16 protein-coding genes are annotated in these 22,135 nt (G+C 59.4%); 10 read left to right on the top strand and 6 right to left on the bottom strand.

The genetic code is table 11. The features are described from left to right. Nucleotides 1-573: 573 nt before the first annotated feature. Complete coding sequence (locus EV561_RS15890; RefSeq protein WP_132523099.1) at nt 574-1,035, bottom strand: Rrf2 family transcriptional regulator; 462 nt, start codon at nt 1,033-1,035, stop codon at nt 574-576. Nucleotides 1,036-1,256: 221 nt separating this feature from the next. Between EV561_RS15890 and EV561_RS15885 the strand changes: the two genes are divergently transcribed. Both EV561_RS15885 and EV561_RS15880 read left to right on the top strand, forming a co-directional pair. Continuing rightward, nucleotides 1,257-1,739 (top strand): MarR family winged helix-turn-helix transcriptional regulator, encoded by a 483-nt coding sequence (locus EV561_RS15885; RefSeq protein WP_165927817.1) that lies wholly within the window; start codon nt 1,257-1,259, stop codon nt 1,737-1,739. A 110-nt stretch (nt 1,740-1,849) separates the two neighbouring features. Next, nucleotides 1,850-2,485, top strand: a complete 636-nt coding sequence (locus EV561_RS15880) for an alpha/beta family hydrolase (RefSeq protein WP_132523095.1) — start codon at nt 1,850-1,852, stop codon at nt 2,483-2,485. Between the two features lie 62 nt (nt 2,486-2,547). Here EV561_RS15880 and EV561_RS15875 read toward each other — a convergent pair whose 3' ends face one another. Continuing rightward, nucleotides 2,548-3,003, bottom strand: a complete 456-nt coding sequence (locus EV561_RS15875) for a carboxymuconolactone decarboxylase family protein (protein ID WP_132523093.1) — start codon at nt 3,001-3,003, stop codon at nt 2,548-2,550. A 290-nt stretch (nt 3,004-3,293) separates the two neighbouring features. Here EV561_RS15875 and EV561_RS15870 point away from each other — a divergent pair, with 290 nt between their 5' ends. Further along, nucleotides 3,294-4,049 carry an SDR family oxidoreductase gene (locus tag EV561_RS15870; protein ID WP_132523091.1) on the top strand — a complete coding sequence of 252 codons (756 nt, stop codon included), beginning with the start codon at nt 3,294-3,296 and terminating at the stop codon, nt 4,047-4,049. 172 nt (nt 4,050-4,221) lie between these two features. Here EV561_RS15870 and EV561_RS37890 read toward each other — a convergent pair whose 3' ends face one another. After that, on the bottom strand, nt 4,222-4,740 hold the full coding sequence (locus EV561_RS37890) for an AAA family ATPase (protein ID WP_132523089.1): 519 nt from the start codon (nt 4,738-4,740) through the stop codon (nt 4,222-4,224). Nucleotides 4,741-5,015: 275 nt separating this feature from the next. Between EV561_RS37890 and EV561_RS15860 the strand changes: the two genes are divergently transcribed. The 5 genes from EV561_RS15860 to EV561_RS15840 all read left to right on the top strand — a co-directional run bounded on the left by EV561_RS15860 (nt 5,016) and on the right by EV561_RS15840 (nt 12,104). Further along, a complete protein-coding gene (locus EV561_RS15860; RefSeq protein ID WP_132523087.1) occupies nt 5,016-6,002 on the top strand; it encodes an alpha/beta hydrolase in 987 nt (328 codons plus the stop codon). Nucleotides 6,003-6,399: 397 nt separating this feature from the next. Then, nucleotides 6,400-10,401, top strand: coding sequence for a PAS domain-containing protein (locus tag EV561_RS15855; RefSeq protein WP_132523085.1), 4,002 nt, complete (start codon nt 6,400-6,402; stop codon nt 10,399-10,401). Next, on the top strand, nt 10,398-11,039 hold the full coding sequence (locus EV561_RS15850; protein ID WP_132523083.1) for a response regulator: 642 nt from the start codon (nt 10,398-10,400) through the stop codon (nt 11,037-11,039). Before EV561_RS15855 ends, EV561_RS15850 begins: the two co-directional genes overlap by 4 nt. 2 nt (nt 11,040-11,041) lie before the next feature. After that, nucleotides 11,042-11,419 (top strand): response regulator, encoded by a 378-nt coding sequence (locus tag EV561_RS15845; protein ID WP_132523081.1) that lies wholly within the window; start codon nt 11,042-11,044, stop codon nt 11,417-11,419. Nucleotide 11,420: 1 nt separating this feature from the next. Further along, on the top strand, nt 11,421-12,104 hold the full coding sequence (locus tag EV561_RS15840; protein ID WP_132523079.1) for a response regulator transcription factor: 684 nt from the start codon (nt 11,421-11,423) through the stop codon (nt 12,102-12,104). A 22-nt stretch (nt 12,105-12,126) separates the two neighbouring features. Here EV561_RS15840 and EV561_RS15835 read toward each other — a convergent pair whose 3' ends face one another. Beyond that, nucleotides 12,127-14,496 (bottom strand): DUF1989 domain-containing protein, encoded by a 2,370-nt coding sequence (locus EV561_RS15835; protein ID WP_132523077.1) that lies wholly within the window; start codon nt 14,494-14,496, stop codon nt 12,127-12,129. Between the two features lie 244 nt (nt 14,497-14,740). Between EV561_RS15835 and EV561_RS15830 the strand changes: the two genes are divergently transcribed. Together EV561_RS15830 and EV561_RS15825 are read left to right on the top strand one after the other, a co-directional pair. After that, on the top strand, nt 14,741-16,525 hold the full coding sequence (locus EV561_RS15830; RefSeq protein ID WP_132523075.1) for an APC family permease: 1,785 nt from the start codon (nt 14,741-14,743) through the stop codon (nt 16,523-16,525). Between the two features lie 218 nt (nt 16,526-16,743). Then, on the top strand, nt 16,744-18,912 hold the full coding sequence (locus tag EV561_RS15825; RefSeq protein WP_132523073.1) for a mechanosensitive ion channel family protein: 2,169 nt from the start codon (nt 16,744-16,746) through the stop codon (nt 18,910-18,912). Here the strand turns inward: EV561_RS15825 and ugpC are convergent. Next, on the bottom strand, nt 18,909-19,982 hold the full coding sequence (ugpC, locus tag EV561_RS15820; protein ID WP_132523071.1) for a sn-glycerol-3-phosphate ABC transporter ATP-binding protein UgpC: 1,074 nt from the start codon (nt 19,980-19,982) through the stop codon (nt 18,909-18,911). The genes EV561_RS15825 and ugpC overlap by 4 nt on opposite strands. A gap of 28 nt (nt 19,983-20,010) precedes the next feature. Continuing rightward, nucleotides 20,011-22,122: an ADP-ribosylglycohydrolase family protein gene (locus EV561_RS15815; RefSeq protein WP_132523069.1), complete on the bottom strand. Its 2,112-nt coding sequence runs from the start codon at nt 22,120-22,122 to the stop codon at nt 20,011-20,013. Between the last annotated feature and the right edge of the window lie 13 nt (nt 22,123-22,135).

The raw sequence follows: 22,135 nt of genomic DNA, 5'->3' as shown, positions 1-22,135 counted from the left end.
ATCCGCTTGCGTCGGTGATGTTGCCTAAAGATCACAGCTGCCAAACAGGATCGGATTGTCCCTCGCAGCCTGCCCGCATTCGCAAATCATCGAACGCGGAACTCGATCCGAAGCGTCGGTGCATGGTCGCTATCGCTTGCGATTCCGATCATGTCGTAACGAGTCTCGCACCCTTGGTCAGGCACTACCGAGTACCAGCCATCGCTTGCCGCATACCAATTACTAAGTAAAGCATATTTTTTATCGTACCCACTATTGATACATTTAGCGCAATCTATATAGTCCCGCCATCAAACGAAGTTGGCGGGCGCTGCAAGGCGCTTCGTCCATACGTGGATTTTCAGGATGAGTGCGACGGACGCGATGTTGATGAGACGGAATTTTATACCGTCGTCGGTGCATCAGCCGAAAGCAGCGCCCGGTTCAAGCGCATCGCTTACAAAATACAATTGGCCGCAAATCCCGCGGCGACAGCGTAACCATCTGATCCGATTTGACCTCCGATCAGATAGGGGGGAGGCTGGAGTTCCCTACCGGCCTCCCCTTGCCATTCATCAATTCGGTTTATGCGATTTAGGGGTGCGGAGGCTCGATTGATGCCTCCCTTTCCTCATCCAGACGCTGCAACTCAACGATTGCGTCCGCGACTGTTACATTGTCGAGGGTCTCCAGAACGGCGTGCTCTGCCTGCTTGGACAATGAATTAGAAAGACGCTCAATATTGTTGGAAACGAAACAAATACCGGGCACATCGTCCCTTGCGTTCCAAAGGGGACTATCGGCGTTGATCGATCGATAGATCTCGCTCAATCGAATATCGGCCGCCTGCCGGGCAAGCTTGATACCGCCGCCATTTCCGGCTGCGCTGTTCAACAGCCCGTTGGTGGTCATCGGCGATAGAAGCTTCCGAATAAAACTCGCGTTCGTGTTCAACCGCTCGGCCAAAGTCAGGCTCGTGCTGCGCACTCCGCGCTGCCCGTCGACAGCGACATTCACAACAATTTGAAGGGCCGTTGTAAAACGAGTGTCAATCATGACAGTTTTATATAGCGAAATCTCATGGAAATCCACTTCCCTTCTGATGGCGGGGAGGGGCGCATGATTGGGCTCCGCGACCGGCTGACCGAACAAGCCCGCCCGGAGTTATTGGCGGCACGACACCGTTCGCGCCTTCATACGGACCGGTCGCCGCCATGCTAAAGCGTGCGCGGCCTGACGACGAACTGTCACTAACCTTCACCGAATCCGAGCGCGGAGTGAAGACGGCATTACGGCCGGTGGTCATCCCTCTGAGCGCAAATGACGACGCCCGATCTATCGAACCCAGCGGCCATTTTGACCTGATGCATCTTCTGGTCGACACATCGCGGCTTGTTCGCGAGCAATTTTACGACGCCATGCGTCAGGCGGAGCTGGACATCACCTTCACCGAATATCGCCTGCTGTTGGCCGTCGCTGATCAAGGGACGGTGAGGCACGCGGATCTGCTCACGAATCTCTTCCTCAACAAGAGTACGCTGAGCGCTTTGACGGGCCGATTGAGGAGCCAAGGTCTGATCGAACAGCAGTTTCTTCCCGACGATCGCCGCGCCAAAATTGTCAAGCTAACGGAGACCGGCTACGGTCTGGTGGAACGGGCCGCCGCCGTACTGGACCGAGTCGGTTTCAATATCGGTGGTTCACCGGAGACGAAAGCAATGCTCGTCGCATTCAGAGAGTCCCTGTCGCCGCTCGCCTGATCCGGCGTCGACCTCCGATACAGTCCGGCGAGCAAAGCCGCCTTTCCCAACCTTTGACGGCATCATCAATGCATGTACAACGCGTCATCCGAAGCTTTGGAGTGCCGCATATGCCCCTCGACATTCTCGCGACAGGCCCGGACGATGCCGACGTTACGATCTTGCTTGCGCACGGAGCTGGCGGCGCGATGGACACTCCGTGGATGCAGGCGATTGCACTCAGTTTTGCGACTAACGGCATCAGACTTCTGCGTTTCGAATTCGGCTACATGGCCGCAAGGCGTTCTTCGGGAAAGCGGACGCCTCCGCCGCGTATGGAAATATTGCAGCAGGAGTACAGGGCAGCGATCGACGATGTCCCGGCGTCGCATGCCCTAGTCATCGGCGGCAAGTCGATGGGCGGGCGCGTTGCCAGCATGATCGCCGATGACCTTTATGATTCCGGAAAGATCCGCGGCCTCTTGTGTCTGGGCTACCCATTCCATCCCATCGGCAAGCCCGACAGCCTCCGCACCGCGCACTTGGCGGACCTCAGGACACCTACCTTGGTCTGCCAGGGAACCCGGGATCAGTTCGGATCGCGGGAAGAAGTCGATGGATATCATCTATCCAATCACATCGAGATGCTATGGCTTGAGGATGGCGACCACGATCTGAAGCCGCGCAAGACTGTTTCCGGATTCACTCAGGCCGAACATATCGAGACCGTGGCGAAACGCGTGGCCGCGTGGAGCCGTCGGCTCTAGCCTATTGCTTTGCGAGGCGACCGGACGAACACATTCGCCCGGTCAATATCTATGCAACCGAATTAGGCAGCGCGCTTGTGATCGGCGGGATGTTGCAGCCGGAAGCCGATTGCCAGCCTGTTCCAGGCGTTGATCATTGCGACGCCGATGGAAAGCGTCAGAAGCTCGTCTTCCGAGAACTGAGTCCGTGCAGCCTCGTAGTCGGCATCCGATGCATGACCCTCTCTGATGTTGGTGAGCGCCTCGGCCCAGGCGAGTGCGGCACGTTCCTGCTCGGTATAGAGCTGCGATTCGCGCCAGGCGCTGAGGAGCAGCATCCGCTCGTCGGTCTCGCCCATTTTGAGTGCGTCCTGACGATGCATGTGCAGGCAATGGGTACATCCGTTGATCTGGGACACCCGTACTTTAATCAGTTCCATCAACTTGGGATCGAAGCTCTTGGCGATCCATCCCTCGACGGCAGCGAGGCCTTCGATGCCGTCGTTTTTCCTGGCGAATATGTTTAGGCGCTTAATCATTGCAATCTCCGAGAAGTGGTTTGATCGGGCTTGATGCCACAGGGCTCTCACCCGCGACGGAAAGTAACGTGCTGCTCCTGCCCATCCATCTGGCCAGACGGTGCGTTCGGCTAATGCTGAACGGAGTGGAATCCTCGTGAGCGGTCGAGCTTCCCATCGTTTGGGACAGCTATTCCTATACTTCCGGATTAGATGACCGCTCCCCCCGTAGAATGGTCCGGCATCGCGATCCGACGCATTCTCCCGTGGGGCAATCGAGCCTTCAATCAACCACGACAAGGAGACTGGACATGAAGATCGTCGTCATTGGTGGCACTGGGCTCATCGGCTCGAAGACAGTCGAGCGGCTCAGAAAAAAAGGACACGACGTTCTCGCCGCCTCCCCGAATTCCGGCGTCGATACGCTGACCGGCAAGGGGCTGGACGAAGCGCTGGCTGGCGCAAATGTCGTGATCGACCTCGCCAATTCGCCCTCCTTCGAAGACAAGGCCGTGATGGATTTCTTCCAGACCGCCGGACACAACCTGCTGAAGGCGGAAGCAGCGGCAGGCGTTCAACATCATATCGCCCTTTCCATCGTCGGCGTGGAGCGGCTGCAGGATAGTGGCTACATGCGCGCCAAGCTGGTGCAGGAAGATTTGATCAAGGGTTCTCGGATCCCCTACACGATCGTACATTCGACGCAGTTCTTCGAATTTCTCCCCGGCATCGTCCAGTCCGGTACGGTCGGCGACACGGTCCATCTGTCGTCGGCCTATGTGCAGCCGATTTCTTCGGAGGACGTGGCCGACGCGATGGCCGACGTGGCAACCAGCGCGCCGATCAACGGCACGATCGAGATTGCCGGTCCCGAAAAAATTCGCCTGAACGAGATCGCGGCGCGTTTCATGAAGGCGACCAACGATACCCGCAAGGTCGTGGCCGATCCTAACACGCTCTATTTCGGCACGAAGCTGCTTGACGGTTCGCTTGTGCCCATTGGCAATGCTCGGCTCGGCCATATCGGCTTCGAAGGCTGGTTCAGCCACTACCAATCGAGAAAGTAATTGCTCGGCGTGGCCGCAGCTGAAATGGCGCGGCCACGACGCTTTTCGAGCAGGAAGAGTTCGAGGAGCATGCTGGCCGACTATATCGCGGGGTCGGCTATCGATAGCCGAAGAGATGTCGGCCAGCCGGAAAGAGCTTCCCTCAACGTGCGATCAGCAGACCCACCTAATCTCAGCATTTAGAGAGAATATCATCGACAACGCTGGCGAGCGGAGCATTGGCGTCAATCCTCGTCGCGTTCTTCGGAACATCCTCCTGCGTTGCGTGCAGCCGCCGAATGAATTCTCGTTCGGCCGGCTTTCCGCCAAATTCGTCTTCCGGTCTGCTGGCAAGCCGTCTGTCCAGCGTGTCCAGATCGACATCGAGAACGAAAACCCCATCGAACAGATCAATGAAGCGATTGAAATTCCTGGAGCCTCCGCAGAAGAAGGAGATCGCGTGGCTTCGGTCAGCGACCAGGGATCTGACTTTGTCGACATCCCAAAGGTGGTGCTTATGGCCAAAGCCTACATCCAGAATGGACTGCTCAAGCACCGAACCGTCCATTGGCTCACCCGTTTCTGAATTGCCTTTATAAGCCAGCTCGCGGTCGCCATGGATAACGTGGTAGCCGCGTCGATGCAGTTCGGTGGCAACCGATGTCTTTCCGGTCCCAGAAACACCCTCGATCAAATAGTTCTTAACGCCCATCTCCAACCCGATCTCAAAAGCTTGTTCGCGACGCCGGGAGCGTCAACAGCAGGCATAGGGAGCTTATGTGACAGTGTTTTGTTTTGGGCTTAAGCGCGATGCGTTTGCCGTCCGGGAGTGACGCCCGACACCAATTCCCAAGAGCAACGCTCCCTAATCATTCGACCTGGTGGCCTAACCTTTCGCACAGCCGGGAAATGCTTCGGTCCGATAGTTTTCCGCAGCCGCGGTCGGCATCCTCCTTCCCTAGTCATCTCCATAGCAAAGGATAGAGAATGCGAGATATTTCAGATCTGTCGACCGCAAGCGCTTCCCGCCGAGGGCTCCTGCTGGGCAGTATTGCCGCGAGCGTTGCGATCGGCGTGCCCGCTGCGGCAGCAGCCAAGGCCGCGTCGAAGCAAAATGCCCCCTCGCCCGCCGGCGGCCCCATAAAGCAAGCCGGGAGCACCATTATCACCGCGGACGGCACAGAGATTTACTACAAGGACTGGGGTACCGGTCCGGTCATCACATTCTCCCACGGCTGGCCGCTGAACTCCGATGCATGGGACGGGCAGATGCTGTTCCTTGCCCAGCAGGGCTTTCGCGTCGTGGCGCATGACCGACGCGGCCATGGCCGCTCCAGCCAGGCAAAGTCCGGCAACGACATGAACGGTTATGCCGACGATCTGGCGGCCGTTATCGAGGCGCTCGATCTCAACGACGTGACGCTGGTTGGCCATTCGACCGGCGGCGGCGAAGTCGCTCGCTATATCGGCCGGCACGGCACGAGCCGCGTTGCCAAGGCCGTACTGATCGCCGCGGTACCGCCGATCATGGTGAAGTCGGCGACCAATCCAGAAGGCCTGCCGATCGAGGTCTTCGACGCGATACGCGCCGGCCTGGTCAAGGACCGCTCGCAGTTTTACCGCGATCTGGCTCCGCAATTCTACGGGGCCAATCGGCCGAGCGCTGTTGTCTCCCAGGGCACCCTCGACCAATTCTGGCTCTGGAGCATGCAGGCCGGGCTCCTGAACGCCCATGCAAGCGTCAAGGCATTCTCGGAAACCGACTTCACGGAAGACCTCAAGAAATTTGATGTGCCGACGCTCGTCCTGCACGGCGAGGACGATCAGATCGTTCCGGTCAAGGATTCCGCCGTCAAGTCTGCCCGGCTGATCAAGGGTGCGAAGGATATTTATTATCCGGGCGCGCCGCATGGCATCACCGCGACGCATCAGGACCAGGTCAACGCCGATCTGCTCGCCTTCATCAAGGGCTAGCAGCGCCTAGCGCCTACGGAACGGATCGCCGCCCCGTGCTCCTGCTCCGCTACGCCTCAGTCGGGATCAGCATGTTTCTGCTGATCCCGACACCGAGCATGCAGTTCATTCTTATTGGAACGCCGGCCCCGTTGCCGGTCATCAACGTGCATACCTCTTCGTCCCGCCGGCGATATCACGACAGGCTGCGAGCGGACGTCGGACATCATGGAGGCTCGTCGGCCTTCTATCAAAGCGACGAAGCGATCACGTGGTCGCCAATACATGGATTTCCATAAGTTGCGGCGGCGCGGTGGCCAGACTAGGCTGCAGCGTGGGCTCATCAGCGTCAATGTCGAGACTAAACCATTCGAAACGCTGGCGATCCCAGGCTTTCTTTGTCCTGCAGGAGCAGCCGATGACGCCCGCCTGGCCGTACCGTCCCAACCTTCGGCATCTGGGTCTCTTTTTTATCGCTTATGTCCTGGGTTGCGGTTTCGCTCAAGCGCTTGCAATCGTTCCCGGAACGGGTATTTCCATCTGGCCTCCGAGCGGGCTTTTTATCGCAACGCTGATCCTCGCTCCCATGCGGAGCTGGCCATGGTGGGTGCTGGCGGGCTGTTTTGCCGAGCTACTCAGCAACGTCCTGTGGTTCCATAGTCCATTCCCTGCGGCCGTTCTCATCTATGCCGGGAATGCCCTTGAAGCGATGCTTGGCGCATGGCTGGTGAACTGGGCCTTAAACCGATCCGTGCGATTGGAAACCTTGCACGAAGTCATCACCTTCATCGTGCTGTGCGCAGGAATTGCACCTGTTGTGAGCGCGACGATCGGCAGTGCGACGCTGGCCTGGTTCGGCATATATTCGCAGACCTTCACGGGCGCCTGGCCCCTCTTTTGGATCGGGGACGCCACCGGTGTCCTGATCGTCGCGCCGCTGGCATTGCTCGTGTTTCAGGACTGGCGTGACAAAACCGAATTCTCGCCGGCGCGATGGGCGGAAGCCTCGGTTCTCGGGCTGATCTTCCTCGGCATTGCCGTCCTCTCGCTCAGCGGCTACCTGCCCTTCGCTTACATCATCATGCCTCCCCTGTTATGGGCAGCAGTACGCTTCGAGTTCAAGGGAGCGGTTGTGACGCTGGCTTTGTTGGCGCTGCTTGCAGCGGTCTTCACGATATCAGGCGCCGGCCAGTTTGTTGGCGATCCCGAGACTCAGCGCCATAGGCAGATCATGCTGCAGCTCTTTCTGGTGATCTCTGCGTTTTCGGCACTCATCGTCGCCGCCATATCCCGTCAACATCAGTTGGCGTTATCTACCCTGCGCGAAAGCGAGCGCTCGCTACGTGAGCTTGTTGAAACACTCCCGGCGCGTATCTGGTGCACGACACCAACCGGCGAGCCATTCTACTTCAGCAAGCAGTTGCGTGAGTTCTACGGCTTCAACATGGACGAAAAGGATCAGGCTGACCACGCTCGGCTCTCCAACATCCTAGCCGCGACCATTCACCCGGATGACCTTGAGGTCGCGGGAACATTGTTCGCCAAGAGCTTGGCCACCGGTGAGCCTTATATGGTTAGGCATCGCCAACGGCTGTTCGATGGCACTTATCGGTGGGTACAGACACATGCCACCGCCATGCGTGGCGCCAATGGCGAGATTACGCGATGGAACGGTATAAACTTCGACATCCACGACTTGGTGATCGCACAAGAGGCATTGCGGGACCGGGAGCGGGAGCTTTCACAGCTCATCAACATGGTTCCCGCCCAGATCAGGCGTCTGACCCCCGAGGGCCAGCCGACTTTCTTCAACAAACGCCTGCTCGATTTTTTCGGCGTCGACAGTCTCACGCAACTGGACAATCCGGACCGCAGTCGTTTGGCAACCGCCATGCACACCTACGTGCACCCCGAGGATTCGACCAGGCTACTGGACGCAGTCCGCCACTCGGTTGCGACCGGCAAACCCAATGCGATGAAATATCGTATGCTTCGAGCAGATGGCGTCTATCGCTGGGTTGACGGTCGATGGGAACCATCGCGGGATGATGACGGCACCATAGTGGAATGGTTTGCAATCTCTATCGACATCGATGACGAGGTGAAGGCCGAGGAGGCATTGCGCACGCGGGAGCGGGAATTCTCGCAGCTCGTGAACATGGTGCCCAGCTACCTCTGGCGGCTGACGCCCGACGGCGTGCCTAACTTCTTCAACCAACGACTCATCGATTTTCTGGGTCTGGATTTGGGCGACGTCGATGTTGAAGGCGTCCATCCCTTGGCGGCTATCATTCAGGCCGCCGTACATCCGGACGACTCAACACGCATGACCCAGGCGCTGTTTCACAGCGTAGGAACCGGCGAACGCTTCTCCATGAAATATCGCCTGCGACGCGCAGATGGTGTCTACCGCTGGGTGGAAGGCAGCGCAGAGCCGATGCTGGATGACGACGGCCGCATCGTCCAATGGTACGGGCTTTCACACGATATCGACGACCTTGTGCAGGCTGAAGAAGCGCTACGGAACAGCAAGCAGCAGCTGGAGCAAATGATCGACGCCGTGCCCTTCAGTATTCTGAGCTTCGCCCCTTCAGGCAGGATGACCTATGTCAGCAAGCGATATCAGGAGCAAGCTGGTACGCCGATGGCGCAGATCGAGGACTTCGACATGCTGGCCCGAGACGTAGCGCATCCGCAAGACTTTCCGGCAATGTTTGCGAAGGCAAAAAATGGCTTTGCGACCGGCCAACCCTTCGTCAACCGGTTTCGCAGACGCCTCATGAATGGGGGTTATCGCTGGATCGAAGCGCGTGCGCAGCCGCTGCGTGATGCAAATGGCGCGGTCGTACAATGGTACATCGCCTCGATCGACATCGAGGATGAGATGAATGCGCAGGAGGCGCTGCGCAACCGTGAACGGGAGTTTTCGCAGCTTGTGGCCATGGTGCCGAGCCTTCTCTGGCGGCTTAGTCCGGACGGTGAACCGACCTTCTTCAACAAGCGCCTGATGGATTTTTTCGGCGTGGGTATGGCGAAGGCAGACGAGCTCGACGCGCACCAGATGGCCGCCATCATCGAGGCAGCAATCCATCCGGACGATGCGGCCGGATGGGCGGAGGCGCTTAAATACAGTGTCAATACCGGTGAGCGCTTTTCGCGACGCTACCGCCTGCGGCGAGCCGATGGCGCCTACCGCTGGGTCGAGGGAAGCGCAGAGCCGCTGCGCGATGAAAGCGGGCGCATCGTCCAATGGTACGGTCTTTCGCACGATGTGGACGACCAGCTGCGCGCCGAGGAGACGCTCAGGGAGAGCGAGAAGCAGCTGAGAAGACTTGTGGACGCGCTACCGACACTGATCTGGGCGGCCGAGCCTGACGGAGAGCCCTCCTATCTCAACAGACGCCTGGCAGAGTATGTCGGGCTGACATTGGCCGATCTCAATTCGCCCGATGCCAGCCGGTTGCAGATGGCCATCCAGAATTCCGTCCATCCCGACGATGCGGCGTCCGTCGGACACGCGCTCGTTCACTCGTTTGCTACAGGCGAGACCTTCGCGATGAAATATCGGCAGCGGCGGGCCGATGGTGTCTATCGCTGGATCAACGGCCGCGCCGAACCCTTGCGCGACGCGAGCGGCTATGTGCTGCAGTGGTACGGCGTGAGCTTTGACATCGATGACGACGTGCGCACCCAGGAGGAATTGCGGCGCACGCAGGAGAGGCTGGCTGTCGCCTCGCAGGCGGCAAGCCTTGCAGAACTGTCGGCATCGATCGCGCATGAAGTGAACCAGCCGCTGGCTGCGATCGTTGCCAATTCGCATGCCTGCCATCGCTGGCTCTCGGTCGATCCTCCGAATGTCGCGCGCGCTAAAATCGTCGCCGAGCGCATCATCCGGGACGCCAATGCGGCGGCAGACGTCGTCGGCCGCGTTCGTGCGCTGTTCAGGCAATCCGTGGAGGCAAGGATCAGCACGACGCTTGCTGGTGTTATTGCCGAGGCAGGTAGCCTCATGGCCGAAGAGGCCGCTCGCCGCCGCATTCGCATGGATATCTATATCGAGAGCAATCTTCCGCCCGTCACGCTCGATGTCATCCAGATTCAGCAGGTCCTCATCAATCTCATCCGCAACGGCATGGAGGCTATGGATCCGACAACAGGCGAAAAAATTCTCGAAGTGCGCGCGCATCGCGCCGGGAATGAAATTCAGACGGAAATCAGCGATCACGGACGCGGCATCGAATTTCCCGACAGGATATTCGAGCCTTTCTTCACGACCAAGGGAACCGGAATGGGCATGGGGCTCGCCATCTGCCGCTCGATAGTCGAGTCACATGGCGGGCGGCTGTGGGCCGAAAACAATGAACCGAACGGCGCTCGGTTCATTTTCATCTTGCCAATAACAGCGAAAGCCGCGCCATGATGACAGACGATCGTGTTGTTTTCATTGTCGATGACGACGGACGTGTTCGGGAAGCGCTCGGCGAACTCCTGGAAGCCCACGACATACGCGCCATCGGCTACGGCTCGGCAGGCGAGTATGTGGGCGCTGAGAAGCCGGACATCCCCGCCTGCCTGATCCTTGACGTCGAGTTGCCCGATATCAACGGCCTCGAGTTGCAGCGGCAGATCGCCGAGGGCGATCATCCGCCCATCGTCTTCATTACCGGACATGGTGACATCCCCTCTTCTGTGCGTGCCATCAAGCGCGGCGCGGTGGATTTCCTCACGAAGCCGTTCAGCGATGCGGATCTCATGGCAGCCGTCCATGCGGCCATCTGCGAAGATCGGAAAAAGCGGTCGGAGCGGGCCGAACTGAGCGAGCTGAAACAGCGATATCTCGAACTGACGCGGCGCGAGCGGGAGGTGCTGCCACTCGTCATCAGCGGCCTTCTGAACAAGCAGGCGGCGTCCGAGCTGGGGATCAGCGAAGTTACACTGCAGATCCATCGGAGGAATGTGATGCAAAAAATGGCGGCGGCATCGCTCGCCGATCTGGTGCGGATAGCGGAGCGACTGGGAATACCCATAACCCACTCGCGCCGGGCAGGAGGAAATTAAGCATGGAGAAGACAAGGCCGATGGTCGCGATTGTTGATGACGATCCGAGGCTGCTCGAGTCGCTGGAAGAGCTTCTGGAATCCGCCGGATATGCGGCTTGCTGTTTCGGTTCGGCCAGGGGGCTGCTCGACTACGGACTTTTGGATCTGGACCTACTCATCACCGACATCGGCATGCCCGGTATGAATGGCTTCGAACTTCGTGACGAGGTGAAGAAGACGCGACCGGGATTGCCGGTATTCCTGGTTACCGGTCGTCATGAAATCGCAGACCAGGGCCGCGCTCAGGGTATCAACGGCTTTTTCCGCAAGCCGTTCGATGCCCCTGCCCTGCTGATCGCCATAGGCGAAGCCTTGCAAAAATCGAGAGATGGAGGGTGACATGAGAGTTGATCAGCCGTTGCGAAAATCGGCGCAGCTGTTACCGCAGCATAAGAACGATACAAACGAACCCGTCGTCATCATTGTCGATGATGATGCAGCCGTGCGGGAGGCCTTGTCGGAGTTGATCCTCTCGGCAGGTTTTCATCCCGTCAGCTTTGCGTCCACGCGGGAAGTGCTCGACGCTGCCGATCTATTGGACAGCCCGGGCTGCCTGATCCTGGATGTGCGTATGCCGGGAGCAAGCGGGCTCCACCTGCAGCACCATCTGGCTGAGAACGGCATCGCCAAGCCCATCATCTTTCTGACCGGTCACGGCGATATTCCGATGACGGTTCAGGCAATGAAGGCCGGCGCAGTCGATTTTCTCACCAAGCCGGTACGGGACCAGACGCTACTCGACGCTGTCATCGCCGGGATCGAGCTCGACGCAACGCGGCGGGCAGACGCGCTTGTCGTCAAGCGCAATATCGAGCGCCTCGAGACGCTGACCCATCGGGAGCGTGAAGTTCTCCGCGAGGTGACGCGCGGACGCCTCAACAAACAGATCGCTTTCGACCTCGGCATCAGCGAGGTCACGGTCAAGCTGCATCGCGCCAATGTCATGCGCAAGATGGAAGCCGGCTCGATCGGCGAGCTGATCAGGGCCTGGGAGAGATTGCCCGCAGAGCTAAAGGCAGCCTAGCGCGTCTGGACCATCAAAGGGCTCAGGATCGCGGCCGTGTTTTCTGCGGGTCGTAATGCGATAGCGGCACGATCACCGCCGGCAAGCGCTTCTGGTGGCCGTCGAGCTTGCCGATCTCCACCGCCGTGCCGACTGCCGCATGGGTGACATCGACGCGGGCAAGCGCAATCGTCTTGCCGAGGATCGGAGAACGTGTCGCGCTGGTGATCACGCCGACCTGGGCGCGGCCGATATGGATGCAATCGCCATGGCCAACCGCCTCGTTTGCCTGGACATCCAGGCCGACCATAATGTGTCGCGGATTTTCCCTGCGGCGGATCAGCGCCTCGCGGCCGATAAAATCGTCCTGCTTGGATTTCAGCGGAACGGTAAATCCGATACCGGCCTCGAAGGGGTCGGTCTGGTCGTCAAATTCATGGTGGGCGAAAACGAGACCGGCCTCGATGCGGACCATGTCCAGCGCTTCGAGCCCCATCGGCTTCAGCCCATGGGGCTCGCCGGCGGCCCACACAGCATCGAGGACGATCAGTGCATCCTTCGGGTGACAGAAGATTTCATAGCCGAGTTCGCCGGTATAGCCGGTGCGCGAAACGACCACGGGCGCCCCTTCGAAACCGCCGATGCGGCCGACGGCGAAACGGAACCATTCGAGCTCGCCGATCTCGGGCTGCCGCGGCGCGGTCCAGATGATCTCCTTCAGGATGTCGCGGCTCTTCGGTCCCTGTAGCGCAATATTGTGCATCTGGTCCGTCGATGAGCGCACCCAGGCCTTGAACCCCTTCTTTTCCGCCTGCTCCCGCAGCCATATGCCGCTATAGTCGTCCCCGCCGATCCATCGGAAGTTCGTGGTCCCGAGACGAAACAGGGTTCCGTCATCAATCATGCCGCCGTGCTCGTAACACATTGCGGAATAGACGACCTGGCCGGTCGATAGCTTGCGGACGTCACGCGTCAGGCAATATTGCAGAAGCTCCTCGGCATCCGGGCCCGTCACCTCGAATTTGCGCAGAGGCGAGAGATCGATCACGACCGCCTTTTCCCGGCAGGCCCAATATTCCTCGACCGGGCCTTCGGCGGTAAAGCGGTTCGGCAGCCAGTAGCCGCGATATTCGGTGTAGTCCCGCGTCAGCGCCGAAAAGCGCGGATGGAAGGCGGTTTCACGCGTCAGTTCAGCGTCTGCTTCAGGGGTCATGCGATAGGCCACCGCTCGTGAGAATTTCTCTTTGCCGGAAAAGGTGCGAACATGGATATCCGTCGGATCCCAGCCGTTCGCCGCATCGATATCGTCTGGACAGGAGGAAGACACGCAGACGAGATCGGTCAGTGCCCGCATCAGCACATAATCGCCCGGCCGCGACCAGGGCTCATCAAGATAGAGCTGATTGTTGTGGTCGATATTGGTGTTGTAGAAATAGTTGATTGCTTCCCAACCCTTGCGACTGGCAATGCCATAGGGTGCGAGCGCGCCGTTGAAATTGTCCGTGCAGTTCACATGGCCGGGATAGCCCATGTCGTCGTAATAGCGCGAGTTGCAGGCGGTCGCGAAAGCATCGTGGCGACCAACGGTGTCTTGCACGATCTCGATCAACGGTTCGAAATCCCGATCGAACGCCTTGGAAGGCAGGCCGGGCGTCGGGTAGCTGCGACTTAAGAGGGTCCGCGTCACCGTCGAATCCAGCGCGCGGTCGAGACCCTTGTCGACCTTGCGCGCGGCAAAGGCCTGGAAGTCGGTGCATTGCCGGCCGTAGACATCGATGATCTGGATGAACTCGCCGGCGCGCACGAAATAGGCGGATGCCGTCGCTGCCTTGATCCTGATGTCCTCGATCGGATCCGCGATCGGTTCGGGCAACGCCCAGCTATAGTCACGGATCAGTTTGCTGCGCCTGATCCTGATTTCGACAGGCGTTGCGGTATCCTGCGTCTCCGGCGACATGGCACTTCCTGGCGCAACAGCAATCAACAGCCCCCTCATCGCAATCGTGAACTCGGCCTTTTCTCCCGGCGCGGATGTCTCGCCAAAGATGCGCAGCGCTCCTGCGCTCGAAAGATCGGCGCCGCGGCGCTGGAGTGCTGTGCGAACCCGCGCGGCACTCTCTTCATTCGACGCGAGGATGGCTTTCAACCCCTCCGCACCATTGGTGAAGGCCGCACCAAGACCGGCGGATTGAAAGCGGCCGGTTTCGTCGAGAAAGGATAGCTCGCAGGGCTGGCCACCCTCGCTATCAATCACTGTCACATGGTCGCCGGGCTCGACGCGCACGACCAGCGATCCGCCGCCCTTGCAGCGGTAGCGCTCTGTGTCCTTGGGCAGTGTCGGCATGCCGGGGTAGCGGACGATGCTTGGCAAAACTGGTCGCGCCATGGCCATCGCCGGATGGAGATCTCGCATTTGACCCTCGTTGCGGATTGAGTTGCCCGAAAGCATCCACAAGCACGTTACAAAATGCGACCGTAAAGTAAAGGCATGTTGACTATAAAGAAAATATCTTCACTATGCAGCAAGGGTTCAGACCCGGAATCCATGCGGGAACATGGATCACCAAAGCACCGGGCAGCCCCGAAATGCCATGGGAGGCACCGTTCAGGGAGACGTACGATAGATACGTCCGGAACAATTTATGGGGAATTCATCGATGACGGATATAGTCGACGCCGGGGTCACGACCGGCAGCGAAGGAAAACTTATACGTGCACTCGACTGGAAAGGCGCCTTTTGGGTAGCCGCCGGGGTGCCGCCGCTTGTTCTCTTCTCCATCGGCGGCATCGCAGGGACCACCGGCAAGCTCGCCTTCCTGGTCTGGATCATCTCGATGGTCATGGGCTTTCTGCAGTCCTTCACCTATGCTGAAATTGCCGGCATGTTCGGCAACAAGTCGGGCGGCGCCTCGGTCTACGGCGCGACGGCGTGGCTGCGTTATTCCAAGTTCATCGCTCCGCTCTCCGTCTGGTGCAACTGGTTTGCCTGGTCGCCGGTGCTTTCCCTCGGCTGCGCTATTGCGGCCGGCTATATTCTCAATGCCTTTTTCCCCATCCCGGCCGCGGATTCGCATGCTGTGCTCGATTGGATCAGCGCGCATGCCACGTCGATTGCGGCCGATAGCCCCCGGGTTACGGAATACATCGCCGCTCACGCAGGAACATCGGCGCCGGACGCGGTAAAGGCGCTGCTGAGTGCCGATGGCGTTGCCGCCCTGACGCCGGCCATTCGCAACTGGTCGCTGCTCACCTTCAACATTCCCCTTCTCGCGACCGCCAACATCAACGCCACCTTCTTCATCGGCGGCATCCTGATGCTGATCATCTTCGCGATCCAGCATCGCGGCATCTCCGAGACGGCAAGCGTGCAGAAATGGCTGGCAATCATCGTTCTGGTCCCGCTTCTGATCATCGGCATCTATCCGATCATCAGCGGCCAGATCGTTTCCACCAATGTCACGGGTCTCGTGCCGCCGACGGCAGCCTATGCCGTCACCGACGGCAGCTGGAGCAATGGCGGCTGGACACTGTTCCTCGGTGGCCTCTACATCGCTGCCTGGTCGACATACGGCTTCGAAACCGCCGTTTGCTACACGCGTGAACTCAAGAACCCGAAGACGGATACGTTCAAGGCGATCTTCTATTCCGGCCTCGTCTGCTGCCTGTTCTTCTTCCTCGTTCCCTTCGCCTTCCAGGGCGTGCTCGGCCATGAGGGTATGCTGGCAACAGGCATCGTCGACGGCACCGGTGTCGCCGAAGCACTCGGCGGCCTGATCGGCGCCGGCCGCATCGTCACCCAGCTCCTCGTCATCCTGATGATCCTGGCGCTCTTCCTTGCCATCATGACGGCAATGGCAGGCTCGTCGCGGACGCTCTATCAGGGCTCCAAAGACGGCTGGCTGCCGAAATATCTCGAACACGTCAACGAGAACGGCGCCCCGACCCGCGCCATGTGGACGGACTTTGCCTTCAATCTCTCCCTGCTTGCAATCGCCTCCGACGTCAGCGGCTACTTCTTCGTGCTCGCGGTTTCCAACGTCGGTTACATCATCTTCAATTTCCTCAACCTGAATTCCGGCTGGATCCACCGCATGGATTCAGGCCATGTCGAGCGCCCCTGGAAGGCGCCGAGCTGGCTGATCGGCCTCAACACCATCCTTGCATTCGTCAACGCCCTCTTCCTCGGCGCCGGTGCGAAGGTGTGGGGCTATGCCAACGCGCTATGGATCGGCTTCTTCTTTGCGGCCCTGATCCTGCCTGTCTTTGCCTATCGTCACTATGTCCGCGACGGCGGCAAATTTCCGGAAGGTGCCATGGCCGATCTCGGCCTTGTTGGACAGGATCTCGGCGTGAAAAAAGCGGGTATCCTGCCCTATGTCGCGCTCGCTGGTGGTCTCGCCATCGTGCTGATCGCGAACTGGGTATTCCAGCTCCCAGCTTGACCGCTTGGATTGACGGGGCTGCGACACAAGTAGCCCCGTCAACTTGATAGATTGCTGACGCGCAACGGGATCACTTCCGCAAAATCGACTGCTTGCGTCTTTTGAAAGCATCATGGGAATATCGGTCTTTCAAGAGAAAGGCTTCTCTCCTAAACGTGTCTCTGAAGAGGCTTTCCGTCGTCACGACCGGAAACCAACCACGCTTCTCGGGGAAAGAGATGAGACCGATCGGAAAGCTTGATTGCGGACGCAAACTGTTTCTTTTCCTCGCCTTGCTGCTTGGGATGGCTGGCTCCGTCGCTGCCCAATCAGACAACGCGAACGTGGCCACCCAGCAGAAGGTCGATCAGCTCATCAAGCTGCTCGACGATCCTGACATCCGCACCCTTCTGGCGACACAGACAAAGGAACAGGCAAAGCAGCAGCCCGAGGCTTTGCCGAAAATGGCCATGCAGGGCATGTCCGCGAGCGATCTCACGGTTTGGCTCAATTCCGTTCAGGCGCATCTGCTCAACGTAAGACAAGCGATTCCGCTGGTGCCGGGTGAGCTCGCGCGGATCGATCAAAAAACCATGGCCAGCCTCAATGGCCGCAGCCCGGGCAGCCTGTTGCTATTGTTCTTCGGCCTGGTTGCGATCGGTCTTATCGCGGAATGGGCCTTTAGCCATGTCGCCCGGCATATCCGGGCACGAAGGGCCAACGCCCAAACTGAAGCAAGCGTGACTGATCGTTTCTACGCGATCGGGCGGCATGTGTTCATCGAGCTCGCGCCGCTCGTCATCTTCGGCGTTGCCACGGTCGGCCTGTTTCTGACGATGAGCTGGCCACCGCTTCTAAGCCAGCTAATCGTGCCGACGCTTCTGGGGTTGATCGCTGGCCGTCTCGTCATCCGGCTCAGCCGCGTAATATTGGCGCCGTTTCGAGCGGCATCGGGTGAAACCTTCATCCGGCTTGTTCCTATCGAGGACAAGGCCGCGCGTTTCTGGTTCTGGCGCGTCGTGCGTTTCACGTTGATTTTCTTCATCGGCTGGGCCTCGGATGGCATCATGCGCGGGCTCACCTTCCAGCCAACCGTCGCAGCCGTGGTGGGCTATGCAATCGGTATCCTGCTTTGGGCCGTAACAGTTGAAACCGTCTGGAACCGGCCTCGCAGCGTCGAGCAACCAACACGACGCACCGCAAAAGATTGGATGCTGATCTTTTGGCTGTCGGTCATCTGGTTGCTTTGGGTGGCAGACTTGAAGTTCGCCATGTGGCTCGCTGCCTATGTCATCCTGATACCGGCGGCATTGCCTCTTGCAAGTTCCATCATTCGAACGGCCTGCCGGAGAGAGGAAATGGCCACGTCCTCAGACAGCGCCGTCTATGAGGTGCTGGTCGAACGCGGTGTGCGTGCTGCCATCATCGGCCTTGCGGTTCTCTGGCTTGCAGCGGTTTTGCAAACCCACTCGGCCGAGATGATGCAGCAGGCCGCGGCAAGCCGCATCACCCGAGGCATATTGAGCGGTATCGCAATCCTGCTTGCCGCCGATATTCTCTGGCAGGTGGTCAAGGCGCTGATTACCCATCAGTTGGAGCGCGCCCGGCTGGGAGAGGGAAGCGCCGCGGACGCTGCCCGGAGCAGCCGCCTTTTGACGCTATTGCCGATCCTGCGCAATTTCCTGGCCGTATTGATCGCCGCCATCGCCATCATGATGGCGCTGTCAGGTCTCGGCGTGGAGGTGGGGCCGCTGATCGCCGGCGCCGGCATTTTCGGTGTCGCCATCGGCTTCGGATCGCAGACCCTCGTCAAGGATGTAATCAGCGGCATCTTCTACATGCTGGATGATGCTTTTCGCGTCGGCGAATATATCCAGAGCGGAAACTACAAGGGTACGGTCGAGTCTTTCAGCATCCGCTCGGTGAAACTTCGTCATCACCGCGGACCGATCTTCACCGTTCCCTTTGGCTCGCTGGGCGCAGTCGAAAACATGTCGCGGGATTGGGTGATCGACAAATTCCTGATCTCGGTGAGCTATAAGACGGATATCGCGCTTGTGAGGAAACTGGTGAAAGGCGTCGGCGCCGCGCTTCTGGAGGATCCGGAGCTTGGCCCGATGATCATCGAAACCGTGAAGATGAAGGGCGTCGAACAATTCGGCGACTACGGCATCAATCTGAGCTTTGCGATGACCACGAAGCCAGGGGAGCAGTCGACCATTCGCCGGCGCGCCTTTGCGATGATCCGAGAAGTCTTTGACGCCAATAATATCGAATTTGCCTCGCCGACCGTTCAGGTGGCCAATGACGAGCGCGTCGCTGCTCTGGCCGCGGCAGCCGCGACCAACAATGCGATCGTCCAGAAACGGATATTAAACGAGGAAGCAGGCGGGGAAGCGGCTTCCTAAGCCCGGACTCGATGGCCGCTTTCGTCAAACAGGCAAACGCGGTCGACCTCCGGCGCGAGCCAGATGGTCTCGTCCGGTTGAACGCGGACGCGCTCGCGAAAGACTGCTACGACCGTTTGATTGGCGACCGACACCATCACTTGCGTTTCCGAACCAAGCGGCTCGACCACAATGACCTTGCCGGCAACGCCCTTGCCGGGCTCGGTGAGGTGCAGATATTCCGGTCGTATACCGTAAACCGTGGCCTTGTCGAGAGATGAGCCCTGGCCGTTGGGCATCAGCAGCGAAGCCTCCGCACCAAGCCGAAAAATCGGATTGCCACCGGACGTTTCGACCTTGCCATTGAGCAAATTCATCGATGGCGAGCCGATGAAGGCGGCGACGAAGACGCTGCCGGGATTGTCGTAGAGTTCGAGTGGAGCCCCGATCTGCTCTATCTTGCCCTCGTTCATGACGACGATGCGATCGGCCATGGTCATCGCCTCGACCTGATCGTGCGTCACATAGACCGTCGTGGTCGCAAGGCGCCGGTGCAGGTTCTTGATCTCCGCCCGCATGGCGACGCGCAGCTTCGCGTCGAGATTGCTCAGCGGCTCATCGAACAGGAAGACCTGCGGGTTGCGGACGATCGATCGCCCCATGGCCACTCGCTGGCGCTGGCCGCCGGAGAGCTGACGCGGATAGCGTTCAAGCAAGGGCGTAAGCCCGAGGATCTGTGCAGCCTCACCTACCCGTTTCTGCTTCTCCGCCTTCGGCGCACCGGCGAGGGTGAGCGAGAAGGCCATATTCTCGGCGACAGTCATATGCGGATAGAGCGCGTAGTTCTGGAAAACCATGGAGATGTCACGCTCCTTCGGCGGCAGGTTGTTAACCACCCGTCCGCCGATGCTGATCGTACCGCCCGAAATATCCTCAAGGCCGGCGATCATCCGCAGAAGCGTGGACTTGCCGCAGCCGGAGGGGCCGACAAGAACGACGAACTCGCCGTCCGATATGTCGACCGAAACCCCGTGCAGCACCTCCAGAGCGGCATAGACCTTGCGGGCCTTGTCGATCGTGACTGTTGCCATTGCTAGTTTCCTTTCCAGTCACGCATCGTCACTGAACCGCTCCAACGCGGATTTCATTTGAAGACAGTGCGCCCTCGTGAACGAGAAGTCCGACGCCGCCGTCGCCAAAGGCTTCTGGACTGTTGTCCCGCGCGGAGATCGATACGCCATCGGCTTCGAAGACGATGCTATCGCCCTTGGCCGAAACACGCATGGAAATCGGCTTCTCAAACTCGGTGTTGAAGGCGGTCTCGGCGAGCACCTTCGTGTCCTCGTCGCGAACCCGCACGATCTGCATCCTGCCGTCCCGGGTGACGCGAGCGCCGTAATAGCGGCGCAAGCCTTGGGCGCGGATTGCAAGGCCGCCGTAATTGCCGAGATGCAGCATGACATTGCCGGCCGCCTGATAATCAGTCCACTGGCGCGTCCCGTGGATGATGATGCCTTCACCGCTGTTCTGCGCGATGCGGAATGCGGCCGGAAAGCGCTTCGAGAAGAAGCTGGCACCGTTCACCCAGGACATCCGCCAGAAGTCGCAATCGCCGGAGGGACGCTTCAGTGTAAGCGCCGGAGCGCCGTCCCACCTGAGATAATCGACCAGCAGCCGACCGTCGGCGCGCTTGCCCTTTGCCGATATCGTAATCCCGATCTCGGCGATCGGCTGGCCGCCGGTATCCGGCAACGTCCACTGCAGAACCGCTTCCTTTCCGGGCTCGATGGTGACAGCGGTCGCATCGATATTTCTCAGCTGATCGCGCTCATCATAGACGCGGACACGGAGTTTTACGTCCACGATGCCGCGGTTTTCCGCCCCGGCCCGAACGCGCGCCTTTACGATCTGGCCGGGATAGACGAGAGGCGTGGCCATAAGGTCATAGGTGCGCATGTTGAGCATTTCGCGCGGCGAGAAGGTTGGGGTCGTGGCTGCGGCGATCTGTGCCGGACCCAGTGCCTCGTAGTCGATCGCGAGCGCCCGGCTACCTTCAAATTCGGCATTGCGAACACGGATCGCATCGCTGACATCCAGGCCGGTCTGCGGGCGGAAACCCTGCTGGCTGCCGGGCAAAGAGAAATGGAACTGTGCGCCGTCCTTCGGCGCATCGAGCTTCTGGCCGCCGCTGAGCTGCAGGCCGAGATTGGTCAGGAAATAGGCTTGGCGGACGGCATCGTTGATGGAGTTACCGCCATCTGCAGACGAGATCAGCATGCGGTCGGCGATCGGGCCGCGCCAGTCCGGGCCTTCCTCCAGCCCTTCGAGACCGTTCATGATGCCAAGCAGGCAGCCGACATTGCCGGCGTTGCAGTCGGTATCCCAGCCTGATGTATTGACGATCATCTGCGCCTGCTGGAAGTCGTGCGGCGCGTAGAGTGCGGCCATCACCATCAGCGCATGGTTGGGCACGACGTGGCAATTGCCCGGATATTTGTCGTAGCCATACTCGTCCTCGATCTTCTGGCGGGTATCGCGCCAGTCCGGATTGGCCTTGTGCCAACCCCTGATGTCGGTGATCAGCTTGGCGATGAGACTGTCGCGCGGGATTTGCGCAAGGCCGGTGTCGATCAGATGATCGATATCGGAGGACCGGAAAGCCTCGGCTTCCATGGCCGCCCAGAGCATGGCGGCGTAAACGGATTCACCGTCATGGCTGACCTTGCCGGCCTGCTCCGCAAGCCTGGCGGCAAGTTCCGGCTGGCATGGAGCGACCATCGCCCAGCCGTCGATGAATATCTGTGCGCCGATCTGCTCGGCAACGGCCTGTCCGTTGGTGGCAATCGAGCCGGACGCCGGAGCGGCAACACCCTTCTTGAGGTTAAGCCACGCAGTATGTTCGGTGGAATTGCCATTGCCACCCCACCACAGGATGGAACGCTCCTCGACGATATAATTCAGCCAGGCCTTGCCGATCTCTTCGGCCGAAAGGTCCGGCTTGATGCCATAATCTTCGAGCGCGCGAATGAAGGTAAAAGTGCCGGCAACGTCATCGTCGGTGACCACAAGCGGCTGGTTCAGGCGCTCATGCACGTAATATTCGATCGGGCCCAACTCCTCCATGATCTTCTGATAGGTCCAGCCTTCGAATGGGCGGCCGAGATAGACACCAACCAGTTTGCCAATGACGCCGGCATAGACGCGTTCCAGGTAATCGTTCGGAAGTTGCATGCGAATTTCCTCC

Origin of the sequence: Rhizobium sp. BK376 (assembly GCF_004341625.1) — a bacterium.
In the GTDB taxonomy this organism is placed as follows: Bacteria; Pseudomonadota; Alphaproteobacteria; order Rhizobiales; family Rhizobiaceae; genus Rhizobium.
Note: the sequence above shows the minus strand (reverse complement) of the source record. Positions and strands in the feature narration are given on the sequence as shown.

Coding starts and splice junctions, on each gene's coding strand:
- EV561_RS15860 (WP_132523087.1), top strand. CDS start 5,016: ATGCGAGATATTTCAGATCTGTCGACCGCAAGCGCTTCCCGCCGAGGG.
- EV561_RS15890 (WP_132523099.1), bottom strand. CDS start 1,035: ATGATTGACACTCGTTTTACAACGGCCCTTCAAATTGTTGTGAATGTC.
- ugpC (WP_132523071.1), bottom strand. CDS start 19,982: ATGGCAACAGTCACGATCGACAAGGCCCGCAAGGTCTATGCCGCTCTG.
- EV561_RS15835 (WP_132523077.1), bottom strand. CDS start 14,496: ATGCGAGATCTCCATCCGGCGATGGCCATGGCGCGACCAGTTTTGCCA.
- EV561_RS15870 (WP_132523091.1), top strand. CDS start 3,294: ATGAAGATCGTCGTCATTGGTGGCACTGGGCTCATCGGCTCGAAGACA.
- EV561_RS15850 (WP_132523083.1), top strand. CDS start 10,398: ATGATGACAGACGATCGTGTTGTTTTCATTGTCGATGACGACGGACGT.
- EV561_RS15875 (WP_132523093.1), bottom strand. CDS start 3,003: ATGATTAAGCGCCTAAACATATTCGCCAGGAAAAACGACGGCATCGAA.
- EV561_RS15845 (WP_132523081.1), top strand. CDS start 11,042: ATGGAGAAGACAAGGCCGATGGTCGCGATTGTTGATGACGATCCGAGG.
- EV561_RS15825 (WP_132523073.1), top strand. CDS start 16,744: ATGAGACCGATCGGAAAGCTTGATTGCGGACGCAAACTGTTTCTTTTC.
- EV561_RS15830 (WP_132523075.1), top strand. CDS start 14,741: ATGACGGATATAGTCGACGCCGGGGTCACGACCGGCAGCGAAGGAAAA.
- EV561_RS15815 (WP_132523069.1), bottom strand. CDS start 22,122: ATGCAACTTCCGAACGATTACCTGGAACGCGTCTATGCCGGCGTCATT.
- EV561_RS15880 (WP_132523095.1), top strand. CDS start 1,850: ATGCCCCTCGACATTCTCGCGACAGGCCCGGACGATGCCGACGTTACG.
- EV561_RS15855 (WP_132523085.1), top strand. CDS start 6,400: ATGACGCCCGCCTGGCCGTACCGTCCCAACCTTCGGCATCTGGGTCTC.
- EV561_RS37890 (WP_132523089.1), bottom strand. CDS start 4,740: ATGGGCGTTAAGAACTATTTGATCGAGGGTGTTTCTGGGACCGGAAAG.
- EV561_RS15840 (WP_132523079.1), top strand. CDS start 11,421: ATGAGAGTTGATCAGCCGTTGCGAAAATCGGCGCAGCTGTTACCGCAG.